Annotated in this window: 13 protein-coding genes; 8 read left to right on the forward strand and 5 right to left on the reverse strand. The window is 65.6% G+C overall.

Features of this window, described 5'->3' with window-relative positions:
• Window positions 1-317 precede the first annotated feature (317 nt).
• Together FQ775_RS22345 and FQ775_RS22350 are read left to right on the forward strand one after the other, a co-directional pair.
• On the forward strand, window positions 318-1,010 hold the full coding sequence (locus tag FQ775_RS22345) for an ankyrin repeat domain-containing protein (protein WP_146300756.1): 693 nt from the start codon (window positions 318-320) through the stop codon (window positions 1,008-1,010).
• Between the two features lie 183 nt (window positions 1,011-1,193).
• On the forward strand, window positions 1,194-1,568 hold the full coding sequence (locus tag FQ775_RS22350) for a nuclear transport factor 2 family protein (protein ID WP_146300755.1): 375 nt from the start codon (window positions 1,194-1,196) through the stop codon (window positions 1,566-1,568).
• 43 nt (window positions 1,569-1,611) lie between these two features.
• On the opposite strand, the gene FQ775_RS22355 is transcribed toward FQ775_RS22350, so the two are convergent.
• Entirely contained in the window at window positions 1,612-2,001 is a 390-nt protein-coding gene (locus tag FQ775_RS22355) for a hypothetical protein (RefSeq protein WP_167813111.1), read from the reverse strand.
• Window positions 2,002-2,155: 154 nt separating this feature from the next.
• Between FQ775_RS22355 and lepA the strand changes: the two genes are divergently transcribed.
• Window positions 2,156-3,961, forward strand: coding sequence for a translation elongation factor 4 (gene lepA / locus FQ775_RS22360; RefSeq protein ID WP_146300753.1), 1,806 nt, complete (start codon window positions 2,156-2,158; stop codon window positions 3,959-3,961).
• Window positions 3,962-4,248: 287 nt separating this feature from the next.
• On the opposite strand, the gene FQ775_RS22365 is transcribed toward lepA, so the two are convergent.
• Genes FQ775_RS22365 through FQ775_RS22375 form a run of 3 tightly spaced genes read right to left on the reverse strand, consistent with a single transcriptional unit; the run spans window position 4,249 to window position 6,211 of the window.
• Window positions 4,249-4,986, reverse strand: coding sequence for an HNH endonuclease (locus tag FQ775_RS22365; protein WP_146300752.1), 738 nt, complete (start codon window positions 4,984-4,986; stop codon window positions 4,249-4,251).
• Window positions 4,987-5,451: a hypothetical protein gene (locus FQ775_RS22370; RefSeq protein WP_146300751.1), complete on the reverse strand. Its 465-nt coding sequence runs from the start codon at window positions 5,449-5,451 to the stop codon at window positions 4,987-4,989. It abuts the gene before it with no gap.
• Window positions 5,417-6,211, reverse strand: coding sequence for a hypothetical protein (locus FQ775_RS22375; RefSeq protein ID WP_146300750.1), 795 nt, complete (start codon window positions 6,209-6,211; stop codon window positions 5,417-5,419). Before FQ775_RS22375 ends, FQ775_RS22370 begins: the two co-directional genes overlap by 35 nt.
• Window positions 6,212-7,426: 1,215 nt before the next feature.
• Between FQ775_RS22375 and FQ775_RS22380 the strand changes: the two genes are divergently transcribed.
• The 4 genes from FQ775_RS22380 to olsA all read left to right on the forward strand — a co-directional run bounded on the left by FQ775_RS22380 (window position 7,427) and on the right by olsA (window position 11,803).
• On the forward strand, window positions 7,427-9,604 hold the full coding sequence (locus tag FQ775_RS22380; RefSeq protein ID WP_146298898.1) for a malate synthase G: 2,178 nt from the start codon (window positions 7,427-7,429) through the stop codon (window positions 9,602-9,604).
• A 144-nt stretch (window positions 9,605-9,748) separates the two neighbouring features.
• Window positions 9,749-10,432 carry a tRNA (adenosine(37)-N6)-threonylcarbamoyltransferase complex dimerization subunit type 1 TsaB gene (gene tsaB / locus FQ775_RS22385; protein WP_146298897.1) on the forward strand — a complete coding sequence of 228 codons (684 nt, stop codon included), beginning with the start codon at window positions 9,749-9,751 and terminating at the stop codon, window positions 10,430-10,432.
• Window positions 10,432-10,926 (forward strand): GNAT family N-acetyltransferase, encoded by a 495-nt coding sequence (locus FQ775_RS22390; RefSeq protein WP_146298896.1) that lies wholly within the window; start codon window positions 10,432-10,434, stop codon window positions 10,924-10,926. Before tsaB ends, FQ775_RS22390 begins: the two co-directional genes overlap by 1 nt.
• Window positions 10,927-10,981: 55 nt before the next feature.
• Window positions 10,982-11,803, forward strand: a complete 822-nt coding sequence (gene olsA / locus FQ775_RS22395; RefSeq protein ID WP_146298895.1) for a lyso-ornithine lipid O-acyltransferase — start codon at window positions 10,982-10,984, stop codon at window positions 11,801-11,803.
• On the opposite strand, the gene FQ775_RS22400 is transcribed toward olsA, so the two are convergent.
• A complete protein-coding gene (locus FQ775_RS22400) occupies window positions 11,764-13,635 on the reverse strand; it encodes a putative bifunctional diguanylate cyclase/phosphodiesterase (protein ID WP_146298894.1) in 1,872 nt (623 codons plus the stop codon). The two genes, olsA and FQ775_RS22400, sit on opposite strands and share 40 nt — an antisense overlap.
• Window positions 13,636-14,074: 439 nt before the next feature.
• Here FQ775_RS22400 and FQ775_RS22405 point away from each other — a divergent pair, with 439 nt between their 5' ends.
• Window positions 14,075-15,979, forward strand: coding sequence for a methyl-accepting chemotaxis protein (locus FQ775_RS22405; RefSeq protein ID WP_167813115.1), 1,905 nt, complete (start codon window positions 14,075-14,077; stop codon window positions 15,977-15,979).
• Window positions 15,980-16,003 lie beyond the last annotated feature (24 nt).

Here is a 16,003-nt window from a genome sequence, read left to right on the forward strand (position 1 = left end):
CGAAAGGCCGGTTCCGCCGCATCAACGCAAGCGGTACCGAGCAGCGATTGCATGCTCCCGTTGCCGGGCCGGTCGAGTTCGGCGGTGACGCCTCAAGCTCTGTTCCGGACCAGCCATGTCCCAGACGCTCGCGGCTCGTCATTGCGAAAAGCAGCTCAACATTGGACTATTTCGGCGGCGATAGGCCGCGGCCAGCGCCGGCCGATGGTTCCCGGCCGCGGGAGAAGAAATCCCGGCCGCGCACGTGTCGCTGCCGTCATCGCCTCCGCGGTCATTTCCGCGTCGTCACCGGTTCTTGCCACCAGGAGCTCGCCACCATGCACCGTATCTTCGCTTGCCTTTTCCTGGTTTGGGTCGCCACGGCCTTCGCCGGCGCCGCACACGCCCAGGTTCCGCCGTCGCCGGCTGAAATCGCTGCCTATGACGGGCTGCACCGCGCCGCGCATGAGGACGACGCCGAGGCCGTCGCGCGGCTCGTCGCGGCGGGCGCCGATCCCGACGCCCGCGACGGCTCGGGCCGTACCCCGGCCCATGTCGCCGCCTTCGCCTCCAGCGACGACGCGCTCATTGCGCTCGCCGCGGCCGGCGCCGACATGAACGCGCTCGAGAACGGCGTCTATGACGTGGTCACCATCGCCGCCGTCGCCGACGATCCCGAAATGGTCTCGCTGGCGATCGAACTCGGCAACCGCGCCGACCTCGTCACCAGCATCTATGACGGCACGGCGCTGATCGCGGCCGCCCATCTCGGCCATCACGAGGTCGTCCGCCGCCTCGTCGCCGGCGGCGCGCCGCTCGACCATGTCAACAACCTCGGCTGGACGGCGCTGATGGAAGCCGTCGTGCTCGGCGACGGCGGTCCCGACCATGTCGCTACCGTCCGCGTGCTGGTCGGGGCCGGGGCCGATACCGGGATCGCCGACCGCGACGGCGTCACCCCGCTTCGCCATGCCGAGGCGCGTGGCTATGCCGAGATCGCCGCCATCATCCGTGCCGCCCCGCCGCGCTGACCTCGTTGCGCCGACTGCTCCGCTGGCGTCGCCGTTTCAGGCGGCGACGCCCTTGTCCCGCATGCCGGCGCGGCTCTGGCCCATTGCGAAAAACTGTTCAATCTTGAATTATCTCGGCGGGTGACAACCACGGGCAGGGCCGCGTCGCCGCCGGGCCAATGGCGCCCGCCACGGGAGAAAAAGATGCCGAGCCGCGAACGTGTCGACGCCTTCATCGCCAGCGTGGTTTCCGGCGACCATGTCCGCGCCATCGCCGACTTCTACCACGACGACGCCACCATGCAGGAAAACCTCGCCGAGCCGCGCCGCGGCCGCGAGCTTCTGATGGCGCATGAAAAGCGCGCGCTCGACCGGCTCGAAAGGATGCACACCCACGCCCCGCTGGCCGTGCTGGTCGACGGCGACCTTGTCGCCATCAACTGGGTCTTCGACGCCACCGGCCGCGACGGCGTCACCCGCCGCCTGGTCGAGGTCGCCCTGCAGCGCTGGCGCGGCGACCGTATCGCCGCAGAGCAGTTCTTCTACGACACCGCCTCGGCCTGGCGCGTCGTCGACTGACGCGCGCCACCGCCCCGCCCCCGCACCCCTGGCCTCGACGGCGCTAGTCGAAGTCGCAGCCGCCGGCGTCGATCCCGATCACCTCGTCGAACAGGACCCGCGCATTGCAGCTTTCCGCCGTGTCGGCCCATATCGGCCCGAAGCACTGCTCGCCGTCCGGGGTCACCAGTTCCACGAACCAGCGGTGCCCTTCATAGGTGCCGAAGCCGATCTCCTCGAACGGCTGCACCAGCGCGTATTCCTGCAGCAGGCCGTCGAATCCCGCCCAGTAGACGTAGAAGGCATATTGGGTATCGTTGTAGAAGCTGATCCCGGTCGCCGCGTTGCTGGCCGGCGAGGGGTCCTGGCTCGGCTCGCATTTCTGCGCCAGTGCCGGCGCAATGCCGGCAACCGCCGCGGCGAGCCCCGCGGCCAGCATGATCCTGAGCGACATCCCGATCCACCTTTCCTGGAAAGAACCGCGCCACACGGCGCGGCTTTCGCAGATTGCCGCGGCCGCCGGCGAAAGCAAGCGCCTGTTGCCGCCGCTGTCGCGCTTTCTTTTTCCGGCTTTGCCTTCCGCGCTGCGCCTGCTAGATGCGCGCCTCATGAGAACGCCCCTTTCCCGCATCCGCAATTTCTCCATCGTCGCCCATATCGACCATGGCAAGTCGACGCTCGCCGACCGGCTGATCCAGATGACCGGCTCGCTCGAGGAGCGCGAGATGAAGGAGCAGGTGCTCGACGCCATGGACATCGAGCGCGAGCGCGGCATCACCATCAAGGCCAACACGGTGCGCCTCGAATATGACGCCGCCGACGGCGAGCATTACGTTTTGAACCTCATCGACACGCCCGGCCATGTCGATTTCGCCTACGAAGTCTCGCGCAGCTTGCGCGCCTGCGAGGGCTCGCTTCTGGTCGTCGACGCCTCGCAGGGCGTCGAGGCGCAGACGCTCGCCAACGTCTACCAGGCGATCGACGCCGACCACGAGATCGTCACCGTCCTCAACAAGATCGACCTGCCCGCCGCCGAGCCCGAGCGCATCAAGGCCCAGATCGAGGAGGTGATCGGGCTCGACGCGTCCGAGGCCGTCGAGATTTCCGCCAAGACCGGCAAGGGCGTCGCCGACGTGCTGGAGGCGATCGTGAAACGCCTGCCGCCGCCAAGCCATGGCGACGAGACCGCGCCGCTCAAGGCGATGCTGGTCGATTCGTGGTACGACGCCTATCTCGGCGTCATCGTTCTGGTCCGCATCCATGACGGCGTGCTCAGGAAGGGCCAGCAGATCCGCATGATGGGCACGGGTGCGAAATACCAGGTCGACCGCGTCGGCGTCATCACCCCCAAGATGGTCATGGTCGACGGTCTCGGCCCCGGCGAGCTCGGCTTCATCACCGCGTCCATCAAGGAGGTCGCCGACACCCGCGTCGGCGACACCATCACCGAGGAAAAGCGCCCCACCGCCACCGCCCTGCCGGGCTTCAAGCCGGCCCAGCCGGTGGTGTTCTGCGGCCTCTTCCCGGTCGACGCCGCCGATTTCGAGGCCCTGCGCGCCGCCATGGGCAAGCTGCGCCTCAACGACGCCAGCTTCTCCTTCGAGATGGAGACCTCGGCCGCGCTCGGCTTCGGCTTCCGCTGCGGCTTCCTCGGCCTGCTCCATCTCGAGATCATCCAGGAGCGGCTGGAGCGCGAGTTCGACCTCGACCTGATCGCCACCGCGCCCTCCGTCGTCTACCGCCTGCATCTGACCGACGGCGAGCTGCGCGAGCTCCACAACCCGGCCGACATGCCCGATCCCGTCGCCATCGCCGCCATCGAGGAGCCGTGGATCCGCGCCACCATCCTCACCCCCGACGACTATCTCGGCGCCATCCTGAAGCTCTGCCAGGAGCGGCGCGGCATCCAGGCCGACCTCTCCTATGTCGGCGCCCGCGCCATGCTCACCTACGACCTGCCGCTCAACGAGGTCGTGTTCGATTTCTACGACCGGCTGAAGTCGATCTCACGCGGCTACGCCTCCTTCGACTACCAGCTCACCGACTATCGCGAGGGCGACCTCGTCAAGATGTCGATCCTGGTCAACGAGGAGCCGGTCGACGCGCTCTCCATGCTGGTCCACCGCTCGGCGGCCGAAAAGCGCGGCCGTGCCATGTGCGAGAAGCTCAAGGACCTGATCCCCAAGCACATGTTCAAGATCCCGATCCAGGCCGCCATCGGCGGCCGCGTCATTGCCCGCGAGACCATCTCGGCGCTCAGGAAGGACGTCACCGCCAAGTGCTACGGCGGCGACGTCACGCGCAAGCGCAAGCTTCTGGAAAAGCAGAAGGAGGGCAAGAAGCGCATGCGCCAGTTCGGCAAGGTCGAGATCCCGCAGGCGGCGTTTATCGAAGCCTTGAAGATGGGGGATTGAGCGGTCGGGCCGCAGGCCCGACGCATAGACCCAGTGAGTCTATGCGAGCGAAAATCCGGGTGGGAGCTGCCGGAGGCAGCGGGTCCCACCCCGGGCGTCTATGACACGCGATGACTTCCTTCCTCGTTGAGGGGGGGGCGAGCTGCCGGTTCGCGAAGCGAATCCGTCGTGCCGGTGGCCGATGGAAGGCCGGCGAGCGCCGGGACGGTGCGTAGCACGGCGCTGCGATGTCACTCTTCCGGTAGCGACAGTCTCGCTGGCGCGGGCGTACACCAGCTCATCCTATGCTAACCCCGTCGCCAAACTTCGGGATGCAGAGCGCTGATTGCCTTAAGCCGTTTAAGGCGCTCTTTGTCTTCCTTAATGTCATTGACGCCTGAATCGCCGCCGTCAAGCGGGGACTTAGACGCCATCCGCAGCAACTCGTCGATCTCCTCAGCCGCACCTTGGACGGCCGATGAAGCGTCCTTTACGGCTCTAAATGCTCGGGCCTTGATCTCTTTGGGCAAGCCATCCATAGGAAATTTTCTTAAGCTATGTACGCCGCCGGCGACGTATTCTTCGCACTCAGTAAGTCGCCTTCGTAGGTCTCTAAGACGTCGCAGCGAGCTCCTATTCAGAGCGACCGCGTCAATTGTGAACTCACCTATGGCCGTCTTCCCCTCGACCCGCAGCTCGGAGACCGAAAAATGCCTCTCGCGCTGGTCCCAGTCCGGTCTAAATATACGATATCCCAAATTCTTGATCTTTTCGGAAAGCAATCGCGCACCTTTTCGTGTATTGCACTCATCACAACAGTAAAGCAAGTTTTCGTATTCGTTTATCAGGTCAGGGCGATGTTTTTGGGATTCGTAATGATCTATGGTAAAGCGAATAGCTGTTGCTTCAGATTCCGACATTGTGCAATATGCACAGGAAAAAAAGAAGTCTCGTCGAAGTAATGGTTTGTAATCTTGATATTTCATTCCGGTTGGAGCTTGGGAGCGTACAACATCAGCGCCTTTTTCTACGACCTCATTCGGCATCTAGCGCTTCCCCTTTTTCATAAATCGCTCCAATTCCGAACGAAGCGCGGATAGTTCTTTACCCAGTCGCTCGTACATATCAATCTTAGATTCAATTGCATCTAAGTGAAGTCCATGTCTTGCGTCCTCTATCCGGTCTAGCGACCAATCGACATAGGTTAGTCTGTTTTGTTCTTGCCGGCTAAGTCCGGTTTCAAATTTTTTCTGTACAAGCTGATGTCTTTCTTCAAGAAGATTGTTTCGTTCAGATTCAGATATTTTCGAAGCATTTATTCGACCAGCGGCGCGAGCGCTGGCGGCTCTGGCGAGTCGTTCGACGCTAGTCCCCCTGAATTCAAGTGCCTCTGGCTCGGGGGAATCGTCTCCGACCCAGCTTGCTTCCCCTGATCTAAACGGAGAAGTAGAACCTTCGGAATCAAGTGGATCAATGTCAAGAGTTAGTTGTCGATCGGAGGATCTCTTCATCAAATCGGTTCCCTTCACCCACATCTTCGAAGTATGCAAGCGCTGAACGCCTAGCTCGTTCCAATTCTTCCTTCAATACGTCTTTCGTTATCGGTTTTATTTTTCTGTAATTTCGTTGCCAATCAAGTTTGACGGAAAGCATAGTATTTTCTTGGTCGTCACTTTTTTTAATTTGATGGATGCATCTATCAGTGTGCTCATCATTATTATCAACTATGCCAGTTATGTTAACGGAGAATCCTCCTGTTACGTCTATCCATGGCCGCCGAAAATAGGTAATCAATCGTGTCAGGCCAGGTGGCAAGTCCTTCTCATCAACATCTGTAGTGCTAACTATGCCAGTTCTTGTGATGTGTCGTTCCTTGCTGCGCGGCAGGCATAATGTCGCCTCCACGAGGCGGTCTAGGATGGTTGGGAGGAGCGTCGTGTAGGGTTGTGCGGACGACAGTAACTCGCCCACGGGGAGCCCCCCGCTTACCGATCTGAAGCGCATCTTATGTTGAAAATTGACAAAAACGCGGTGAAAATCGATCCCGTACTTAAAACCGTCGTCTCCGGAAAACTCAAAGGCAAAAGGTTCATTCTTTTCGACCGTTATATTTGTTGGTGTATCTGCCGCTATCTTGTTTAATAGGGGAGATAAACTATCAAGTAGAGAACTGCCTGATGCAAAGTGCGGTTCTAGTCCAAATCCAGCGCTTGGCACCGAGAATAATTTATCGCACCAACTCACTATTCGCCTCCGTTCTTCGGTCCGCATGATAGCCTCGTGTTCTGGCGCGCTCAAGGTAGGCTCGCTCCGCGGAGAACGAACAAATGCGTATCCGGGGGAGCTACGCCTTCCGTTTTGCGTTCGAATGTGAAGGCGGAAATTTCCGGAAAATCTTGCACACCGAAGAACTTTATCCACGCCCTTCCCACCCTCTCGTATCATCCCCCTCGATCGCCGCGCGGGAAACGGATGCGCACCGAGCCTCCGGGCGGCGTCCGGCGCCGGACCGGTGGTGCTACGGTGGCATCACTGGAGGATGACTCCCCAGGTCCGGGCCCCAGGGTGAGGTGCGGGGCCGACAGGGTTCCGGTCGCGAGGCCACCGGCTTTGCGAGTGCCGTGTGTTCTGAGGCGAACGTGCGGCAACGCGCACCTGCACATCCGGGCAAGCACGCCGGGCGGGCGGCCGCGAGGTCGCACGTTACACTTAGATGAGCGACCGGACGGCCGCCCGTCTTCCCCTTTCAATGGCCAGACGCGTTTCGCGGGCGTGGTCGCGACGGCGCATGCCGCAAGGCCGACGGGCCGTCGCGCCTCATGGCGCGCCCCCGCGGAGGCCAGCGAGCCGAAAGGCGAGCGCACGGCCGTGAGCGAAAGGAGAAAAGCGTGTGCACAGGAATGGCGAAACGAGCGCGGCCGGCCAATCTCCCCACCCGTGGGGGAGATGTCCGGCAGGACAGAGGGGGGCGCGAAGGGGCACCGGCCTCTCCGCGAATCCTCCCCCGCTTCGCAGGGGAGGATCGGCGCCCGCATCTCCGGCGTTGGCCGGGTCCCCGCTGCCTTCGCAGCGTCCCGGCGCTCGCCGGCCTTCCGTCGTGCCACCGGCACGACGGATTCGCTTCGCGAACCGGCTGCTCGCCCCCCGCTTCGCAGGGGAGGATCGGCGCCCGCATCTCCGGCGTTGGCCGGGTCCCCGCTGCTTTCGCAGCGTCCCGGCGCTCGCCGGCCTTCCGTCGTGCCACCGGCACGACGGATTCGCGTCGCGAACCGGCTGCTCGCCCCCCGCTTCGCAGGGGAGGATTGGCACCCGCATCGCCGGCGTCGGCCACCCTCGCCGCCACCCCCTTCAAAACACCTTTTCCACCGGGGAAAAAGTCCTTGATACCTTTTACGAATTGACGCCTTCCGCTGCCTTGTGTTGAACGCGTTCACTTTCATGTCAGGCAATGCTGGCGTTGCGGGCCGGCCCGGAAAGCGAGGCGGGATGAGCGAGCGGATCGAGATCGAGGGCCTGAAGGTCGACCGGGTGCTTTTTGATTTCGTGGTCGGCGAGGCCCTGCCGGGCACCGGCGTCGAGCCGCCAAAATTCTGGGCCGAGCTGTCGCGCATCGTGCATGAGCTGACGCCGAAGAACCGCGCGCTCCTGAAAAGGCGCGACGAGCTGCAGGAAAAGATCGACCGCTGGCACCGCGACAATGGCGCCCCGTCCGACCTTGCCGCCTACAAGGCGTTCCTGACCGACATCGGCTATCTGAAGCCCGAGGGGCCGGCCTTCTCCGTCACCACCGCCCATGTCGATCCCGAGATCGCCGGCATCGCCGGCCCGCAGCTGGTGGTGCCGGTGATGAATGCGCGCTACGCGCTCAACGCCGCCAATGCACGCTGGGGCTCGCTCTACGACGCGCTTTACGGCACCGACGCCATTCCCGAATCCGACGGCGCCGAAAAGGGCGAGGCCTACAATCCGCGCCGCGGCAACCGCGTCATCGCCTGGGCGCGCGCCTTCCTCGACGACGCCTGCCCGACCGGGGCCGGAGATTATGGCTGGGCCGCGATCCGCGGCCTCAGGGTCGAGAACGGCCGCCTCGTGCTCGACTTCCCGGCCGCCTCCGCCGGCCTCGCCGACCCGGCGCAGTTTGCCGGCTACACCGGCGCGACCGAGGCCCCGAGCAGCGTCTACCTGAGAAAGAACGGCCTCCACATCCAGGTCGTCATCGACCGCAGCCACCCGATCGGCGCCAACGACCCGGCCGGCATCGCCGACGTCGTGCTGGAGGCCGCCGTCACCACGATCATGGACTGCGAGGATTCGGTCGCCGCCGTCGATGCCGAGGACAAGGTCGTCGCCTACCGCAACTGGCTCGGCCTGATGCGCGGCGACCTTGCCGAGGAGGTCACCAAGGACAAGACCTTCGTGCGCCGGCTGAGGCCCGACCGCGAGCTTTCCGCGCCCGACGGCTCGAAGGCGACGCTGCCCGGCCGCTCGCTGATGCTGGTGCGCAATGTCGGCCACCTGATGACCAATCCGGCGATCCTCGACCGCGACGGCGCCGAGGTGCCGGAAGGCATCATGGACGCCATGATGACCGGCATGATCGCGCTACACGATGTCGGCCCGCGCGGCCGCCGCGCCAATTCGCGCGCCGGCTCGGTCTATGTCGTCAAGCCCAAGATGCACGGGCCGGAGGAGGTGGCCTTCGCCGTCGAGCTGTTCGGCCGCGTCGAGGCTGCGCTCGGCATGGCCAGAAACACCATCAAGATGGGCATCATGGACGAGGAGCGCCGCACCACGGTCAACCTCAAGGAGGCGATCCGCGCGGCCGCCGAGCGTGTCGTCTTCATCAACACCGGCTTTCTCGACCGCACCGGCGACGAGATCCACACCTCGATGGAGGCCGGGCCGATGATCCGCAAGGGCGACATGAAGCAGGCCGCCTGGATTGCCGCCTACGAGGCCTGGAACGTCGATATCGGGCTCGAATGCGGGCTCGCCGGCCACGCCCAGATCGGCAAGGGCATGTGGGCGATGCCGGACCTGATGGCCGCCATGCTCGAACAGAAGATCGGCCATCCGAAGGCCGGCGCCAACACCGCCTGGGTGCCGTCGCCGACCGCCGCCACGCTGCACGCCACCCATTACCACAAGGTCGACGTCGCCGCCGTGCAGGAAGAGCTCAAGGAGCGCCCGCGCGCCAGCCTCGACGACATCCTGTCGGTGCCGGTCGCCACCCGGCCCAACTGGTCGGAGGAGGACAAGCGCCAGGAACTCAGGAACAACGCGCAGGGCATTCTCGGCTATGTCGTGCGCTGGATCGACCAGGGCGTCGGCTGCTCCAAGGTGCCCGACATCAACGATGTCGGCCTGATGGAGGACCGCGCCACCTTGCGCATCTCCTCCCAGCACATGGCCAACTGGCTGCATCACGGCGTCGTCTCCAAGGACGAGGTGATGGCGGTGATGAAGGAGATGGCCGCGGTCGTCGACCGCCAGAACGAGGCCGACCCGAACTACCGGCCGATGGCGCCCGATTTCGAGGGCTCCATCGCCTTCCAGGCCGCCTGCGACCTCGTGTTCAAGGGCCGCGAGCAGCCGAGCGGCTACACCGAGCCGGTGCTGCATCGCCGCCGGCTGGAGCTGAAGGCGCAGCGCGCCGCCGGCTGAGAGGAGGCGCCGCTCCCTCCCCCTTGAGGGGAGGGTGGACGGGCAGGGCCCGGCCGGGTGGGGTCCCCTCCACCGGCACGCCAGGCGGCCCCTCGCACCATCGTCGCGCTTGTTTGCCGGGCGGCTTTTGCCTATGCGGGTGCGATGAAGGTGCTTGCCATCGACACCGCCGCCGAGCTCTGCGCGGCCTGCGTCTTCGACGCCGCCGCCGGCGTCGAACTCGGCCGCTCCGTCCGCGACATCGGCAAGGGCCATGCCGAGGTTTTGATGCCGGTGATCGCCGAAGCGCTCTCCGAAGCCGGCACGGCGTATGACGGCCTCGGCGCCGTCGCGGTCGCCGTCGGACCGGGCTCCTTCACCGGCGTCAGGATCGGCGTCGCCGCAGCCCGCGGCCTTGCCCTTGCGCTCGGGATTCCCGCGACCGGCGTCACCACGCTCGCCGCCATCGCCCATGAGGCCCGCCGCGCCTATCCCGGCCGCGCCGTCCTCGCCGTCATCGACGCCAAGCGCGACGAGCTCTACGCCGCCCTCTTCGACGCCGAAGGCTCCGAGACCGCCCCGCCCTTCATCACCCATGCCGCCGAGGCCGCCGCCCTTGCCCGCGACGCCGACGCCGTGCTCGCCGGCTCCGGCGCTGCCCTCGTCGCCGCCGTTCCCGGCGCACCTCCCTTCGCGATCGCCGCCGAGACCCGCACCGCCGACATTTCCGCCTATGCCGCCTGCGCCATCGCCGCCGGCTTTTCCGGCAACAAGCCCAAGCCGGTCTATCTGCGTGGCGCCGACGCCCGTCCGCAATCCGGCTTCGCCCTGCCGCGCAAGGGGGCCTGATGCGCACCACCTTCTTTCCCGGCCGCAAGCGCGAATACGCCATGGAGCCGCTGCGCCCCGTGGATGCTACCGCCCTTGCCAACCTCCATCAGGACGGCTTTGCGCGTCCCTGGAGCGACGGCGAGTTCGCCGCCCTGCTCGAGCAGGAGCCGGTCTTCGGTTTCGCCGCCCGCGAGGTCGGCCGTCCCAAGGCGCCGCCGTCGGGCTTCGTGCTCGCCCGCCTCGCCGCCGGGGAAGCGGAGATCCTGATGATCACCGTCGCCCGCGCCGTCCGCCGCTCCGGCATCGGCTGGTCGCTGATGGATGCCGTCCTGCGCGAGCTTCACGCCCAGCGCGCCGAAAGCCTGTTCCTCGAGGTCGACGAGACCAATCACGGTGCCATCGCGCTCTACCGCCGCCTCGGCTTCATCCAGGTCGGCAACCGGCCCGGCTATTACGAAAACCCGGGCGCCGGACGCAGCGGCGCGCTTGTCATGCGCCGCGATCTTCGCTAGCGCTCCGCCGGCGGCTGCGGCGCCTTTCGCAGAAAATTCAGGGGACAGCACAACGATGATGGGGATGGTCCGCGCCGGACTTGTGCTTGTGGTGCTGATCCCGGCAACGCTCCTCGCCGCCGGCGTGCAGATGGTCGCGCTCGCCACCGGCTTTCCCGACCGCGGCCTGATGCCGATGCTCTGGCACCGCATGGCGCTGCGTCTCGTCGGCATCCGCTTGCATCTCAGCGGCGAACCCGCAACCGACCGGCCGCTGCTGATCGTCGCCAATCACGTCTCCTGGACAGACATACCCGTGCTCGGTGCGCTGATGTCGCTCGGCTTCGTCGCCCGCGCCGACATGGCCGGCTGGCCGATCTTCGGCTTTCTCGCCAAGCTGCAGCGCAGCATCTTCGTCGAGCGCGACCGCATCCGCACCTCCGCCGCCCAGACCAGGGAATTGGGGGAGCGCCTCGCCGAAGGGGATGTCATGGTGCTTTTTGCCGAGGGCACGACGTCGGACGGCAACACACTGTCGCCCTTCAAGAGCACACTCATCGGCGCCGCGCAGGCCGCACTCGCCCAGGTTCAGGAAAAGAAAGGCGGCCCGGCCTCGGTTCGCGTCCAGCCGGTGACCATCGCCTATACGCGCCTGCACGGCATGCCGATGGGACGTTACCACCGCCGCCATGCCTCATGGATCGGCGACGCCGACCTCATCCCGCATGTCGGCCAGCTGATCCGCGAGGGCGGCATGGATGTCGAGGTTCATTTCGGCGAGCCGGTCGAGGTGACGCGCGAGAGCGACCGCAAGAAGGTCACGCGCCAGATCGAGGCCGAGATAAGGGAACGGCTGACTCAGGCGCTGCGCAACCCGCGCCCGTCCTCGCGGGGCTGATCGCCGCAGGCTTCCGTGAGCGCTCGGTATGTGTCGATGTCGCCTGGCCTGCCGGTGAAGTAGCCCTGGATCAGGTCGCAGCCCTCGGCGCGCAGGAAGTCGAGCTGTGCCTGGCTTTCGACCCCCTCGGCCGCGACCTCGAGCTCGAGCGCGTGACCGAGCCCGACGATGGAGCGGATGATCGCCGCCGAGTGCTTCATTCGTCCGAGGTTCGCCGTGAAGGAACGGTCGATCTTCAGCGTCGAAAGCGGAAACGCCTGCAGGTAGGAGAGCGACGAATAGCCGGTGCCGAAATCGTCGAGCGCGATCCTCACCCCGATCGCCCGCAATTCGTGCAGCACCGACATTGCCTGCTCGAAATCGTGCACCATCACGCCTTCGGTGATCTCCAGCTCCAGCCGTTCCGGCGGCAGTCCGCACTCGTCCAGGATCGTGGCGACGCGCACGGCCAGCGTGTCGCTGCGGAAGTGGACCGGCGAGATGTTCACCGCGATGCGCAGCGGGTTGACCCAGCTCGCCGCCTCGCGGCAGGCGCTGCGCAGGATCCATTCCGACATCTCGACGATCGTGTTGTCTTCCTCGGCAAGCGGAATGAAGCTCGCCGGCGCAATCAGGCCGCGGCTCGGGTGGTTCCAGCGCACCAGCGCTTCGAACGCCGCCACCGCGCCGTCGCGGCCATACTGCGGCTGGTAGTGAAGGGTCAGCGCGTCCGTCCGGAGGGCGTCACTCAGTTCGTTTTTCAGCGTATGTTTGTCGCGCGCGGCCATCTCGGCGTCGGCGTCGAAGAACACGATTGGTTCGCCGGCGTGGCGCCTGGCCCGCGCAAGGGCCGAACTGGCGTTCGCGAGCAGCGTGGCCCCATCCGCGCCGTCGGCCGGAAACACCGCGCAGCCGACTGCTATGCTTTGCCGGCGATCGCCAGGCTTGCGGGTTCCCGCTGCGGCCGCAGTACACAGTTTTTCTGCAAAACGGCGCAGTTCCTTGCGTCCGCGCGGCGTGCGGATGACGAAGGCGAAGGTGTCCGCCGCGATGTGAAAGAGCGTGGCGTTTCCACCAGCCTCGCGAAGCCGCGCCGCGATTGCCTTCATGGCTTCATCGCCGGCTGCATGCCCGAACATGTCGGTGATGTGGCCGTGACCGACCAGGTCGACCTTCATGACGGCGAAGGGGCGGCGTGACCCTTCGCGTTCGGTCAGGAGGTTCGAGAGAAAATCCGAGAAGGCGGCACGGTTGGGCAGGTCCGTCAGGGGGTCGTGTCGGGCCAGACGCGCCGCTTCGCGTTCGGCCTGTTTGCGCGCCGAGATGTCGAGTAGCACGTTCACTGCGCCGATCAGTCGGCCGGAGCTGTCGTGGATCGGTGTCGGGAACGGTGCGAATGGCACCCGCGTGCCGTCCGGGCGCTCGGCGATCGCCTCGGCGCCGCGCACCGGCCGCTCTTCCCGGATGGCCTGCGCCATAGGGCAGTCCTCATGCGCCAGCGGCGCGCCGTCTGAACGATAGAGCTGCTTCGTGATGCACCAGCGGTCGACGCCGAGCTTCGGCTCCCGGCCGGCGAAGGTGACGGCGGCCTTGTTGAAGTAGGTGATGCGGCCGGTGATGTCGGTGGCGTAGACAGGCGTCGGCAACAAGTCGAGCATCGCGCGCACGGCGACCTCGTCGGGCTGCTCGGGCGCCGAAACGCTGCCCGCCCGGCGTGGTGCCGCGTGATGCGTCACGATGTGCGAAAGCGCGGTTGCAACACGCTCGGACGAAAGGCCGAGCCCGCCGAGTGACAGCGGTGCGCCGTCCCGCAGCGCGGTGGCTATGCCGGCCGATACGCTCACGAAGCCCACGCGGCCATGTCCCTGGCCTCTCCGTTGCTGGCGATACGCGACCGGGCTGCGGTCCCTGATCCTGATGCCATGCGCCCCCGCATGTCGTCCCCGTCCGGCGGACCTGTCAGTGCAGGCCGTCTGCTTGGCCGGAGGCTAGGGCGAGAAGTTGAATCAATCTCTACCGGCCACTCCCCAAATCTTGGGATGAATTGCTCAAAAGCGGCCAGCAACCTGCTTTGGTTCGCATTTCCCGCGTCTTCGAAGGCAGCTGTTAACCGTAATTTCACGGAACTCCCGCTAGCGCTGATGATGCCAGGGAAGCTGCCGAAGTGAGCCGGGTCCGACGCCGCGATGGGGACGCGGAGTGGCGACGATTACCGGTATCCATCGCCGCAAGCCGCAGATCGCCCGAGAGGCTGGCAGCAGGACTGATATCGCAGGCGGGGATGACCGACGAATGAAGAACGCAAGAATATCAACCAAGCTGGCGGCGGCCTTCTTGGCCGTCGTGGCCATCATCGTGGCGATGAGTGGAGTCACGCTTTGGAACCTGGCGACAATAAAGCAGGCTGACATCTCGGCGCAGCGCTCCAAGGCTGCCGCGGGGGCGGCCATGAATGCCCGCATGGCGCTTGCGCGAATCGAGGGCTCATATCGCGGCTTCCTGCTCTCGCAGGACAAATTCTATCTTGAGCGTGTCGACAGCCATGAGGCCGGCCTGCGCGAGAAGCTCGCCGAATTGAAAGCGCTCGAAGGCGGAACGCCCGAGGCCGGTGAGCGATTGGACGCCATCGTGGCGGCTTTGGACACGTATCGCAGCGACGTCATCGAAGCCGGCAAGAAGCTGGCAGCCGATCCGATCTTCCGCTTCAAGGCGATCGAGATGGTTGGCCCCAAGGGATTGGCCGATACGTTGATCGAGCCGATCGAGGCGGGCATCGACGGCTTCATTGCGGAGGAAGTCGAAGCCAATGCGCGCCTGAGTGCCGCGCTCGAAAAAGCGGTGTCGGACGCCGAGATCGCACTTTATGTCGGACTTGCCGTTTCGGTCCTGCTCGCCATCGCGCTCGGTTATGCGCTGAGTCGGCTGACGGCAACGCCGATCCGCACGCTGACCCATGTTATGGGTCGTTTGGCGTCTGGTGAGAACGATGTTGATGTTCCAGCGACGGATCGCCGTGACGAGATCGGCCGCATGGCGCAGGCGGTACAGGTGTTCAAGGACGCCGCGATCGAGAAGGTGAGGGTCGAGGCGCAGGCTGTGGAGCTTCGCCAGGGTGCGGAGGCCGAGCGCAGCCGCACCGAGGCGGAGAAGGCGCGCGAGGCGGCCGAGGACCATGTCGCGGTGAGCGCGCTGGCCGAGGGCCTTGCCAGCCTTGCGCGGGGCGACCTGACGCACCGTATCGAGGCCGAGTTCGCACCCAAGACGCAGAAGCTGAAGGACGACTTCAACGCCGCCATGGCGCAGCTTCAGGAGACAATGGGCCAGATCACCGGCGCCATCGACACGATGAAGACGGGCACCGGCGAGATCAGCCAGGCCGCCGACGATCTGTCGCGGCGCACCGAGCAGCAGGCTGCGAGCCTTGAGGAGACGGCGGCGGCACTCGACGAGATCACCCGCACGGTCAAGCAGACGGCGGAAGGCGCGCGCCAGGCGGCGCAGGTGTCGGGCGAGGCGCGCGGCGGCGCGGAGAAGTCCGGCGCGGTGGTTCGCGAGGCGGTCGGCGCCATGGCGCAGATCGAGAAGTCTTCGGAGCAGATCGGTCAGATCATCGGGGTGATCGACGAGATCGCCTTCCAGACCAACCTTCTGGCGCTCAACGCCGGTGTCGAGGCGGCGCGCGCCGGCGAGGCCGGCAAGGGCTTTGCGGTGGTCGCCCAGGAGGTGCGGGCGCTGGCGCAGCGTTCGGCCGAGGCGGCCAAGGAGATCAAGGAGCTGATCTCGACCTCGACCGAGCAGGTTAATCAGGGTGTCGGCCTTGTCGGCCAGACCGGCGAGGTTCTGGAACTGATCGTGGGCCAGGTGACGGAGATGTCGGACCTGGTGAACCGGATCGCGGAATCGGCGCAGGAGCAGTCGACCGGGCTGGGCCAGGTCAATGTCGCGGTCAACCAGATGGACCAGGTGACGCAGCAGAACGCGGCGATGGTCGAGGAATCGACGGCGGCGAGCCATTCGCTGGCCAGGGAGGCGGACGCGCTGGCAGGCCTGATCGCGCGCTTCAAGGTCGGCGGTGCCAGGCCGGCCAACGCCAATGCCGCGCCCGCCAGGCCGCGGCAGCCCGTCGCCCAGCTCAAGACCGTCGACGCCCGCAAGCCCGAACCCTCCGCAGACGCCGACGGATGGGAAGAGTTCTGAGGCGGGGCATGAGAGGTGCCGATC

The organism is Nitratireductor mangrovi, assembly GCF_007922615.2.
GTDB lineage: Bacteria > Pseudomonadota > Alphaproteobacteria > Rhizobiales > Rhizobiaceae > Mangrovimarina > Mangrovimarina mangrovi.

Bases quoted from the DNA above. Each gene is read 5' to 3' on its own strand.
- FQ775_RS22390 (WP_146298896.1), top strand. From the start codon at position 10,432: ATGCGCACCACCTTCTTTCCCGGCCGCAAGCGCGAATACGCCATGGAG.
- lepA (WP_146300753.1), top strand. From the start codon at position 2,156: ATGAGAACGCCCCTTTCCCGCATCCGCAATTTCTCCATCGTCGCCCAT.
- olsA (WP_146298895.1), top strand. From the start codon at position 10,982: ATGATGGGGATGGTCCGCGCCGGACTTGTGCTTGTGGTGCTGATCCCG.
- FQ775_RS22380 (WP_146298898.1), top strand. From the start codon at position 7,427: ATGAGCGAGCGGATCGAGATCGAGGGCCTGAAGGTCGACCGGGTGCTT.
- FQ775_RS22355 (WP_167813111.1), bottom strand. From the start codon at position 2,001: ATGTCGCTCAGGATCATGCTGGCCGCGGGGCTCGCCGCGGCGGTTGCC.
- FQ775_RS22405 (WP_167813115.1), top strand. From the start codon at position 14,075: ATGAAGAACGCAAGAATATCAACCAAGCTGGCGGCGGCCTTCTTGGCC.
- FQ775_RS22350 (WP_146300755.1), top strand. From the start codon at position 1,194: ATGCCGAGCCGCGAACGTGTCGACGCCTTCATCGCCAGCGTGGTTTCC.
- FQ775_RS22345 (WP_146300756.1), top strand. From the start codon at position 318: ATGCACCGTATCTTCGCTTGCCTTTTCCTGGTTTGGGTCGCCACGGCC.
- tsaB (WP_146298897.1), top strand. From the start codon at position 9,749: ATGAAGGTGCTTGCCATCGACACCGCCGCCGAGCTCTGCGCGGCCTGC.
- FQ775_RS22365 (WP_146300752.1), bottom strand. From the start codon at position 4,986: ATGCCGAATGAGGTCGTAGAAAAAGGCGCTGATGTTGTACGCTCCCAA.
- FQ775_RS22375 (WP_146300750.1), bottom strand. From the start codon at position 6,211: ATGCGGACCGAAGAACGGAGGCGAATAGTGAGTTGGTGCGATAAATTA.
- FQ775_RS22370 (WP_146300751.1), bottom strand. From the start codon at position 5,451: ATGAAGAGATCCTCCGATCGACAACTAACTCTTGACATTGATCCACTT.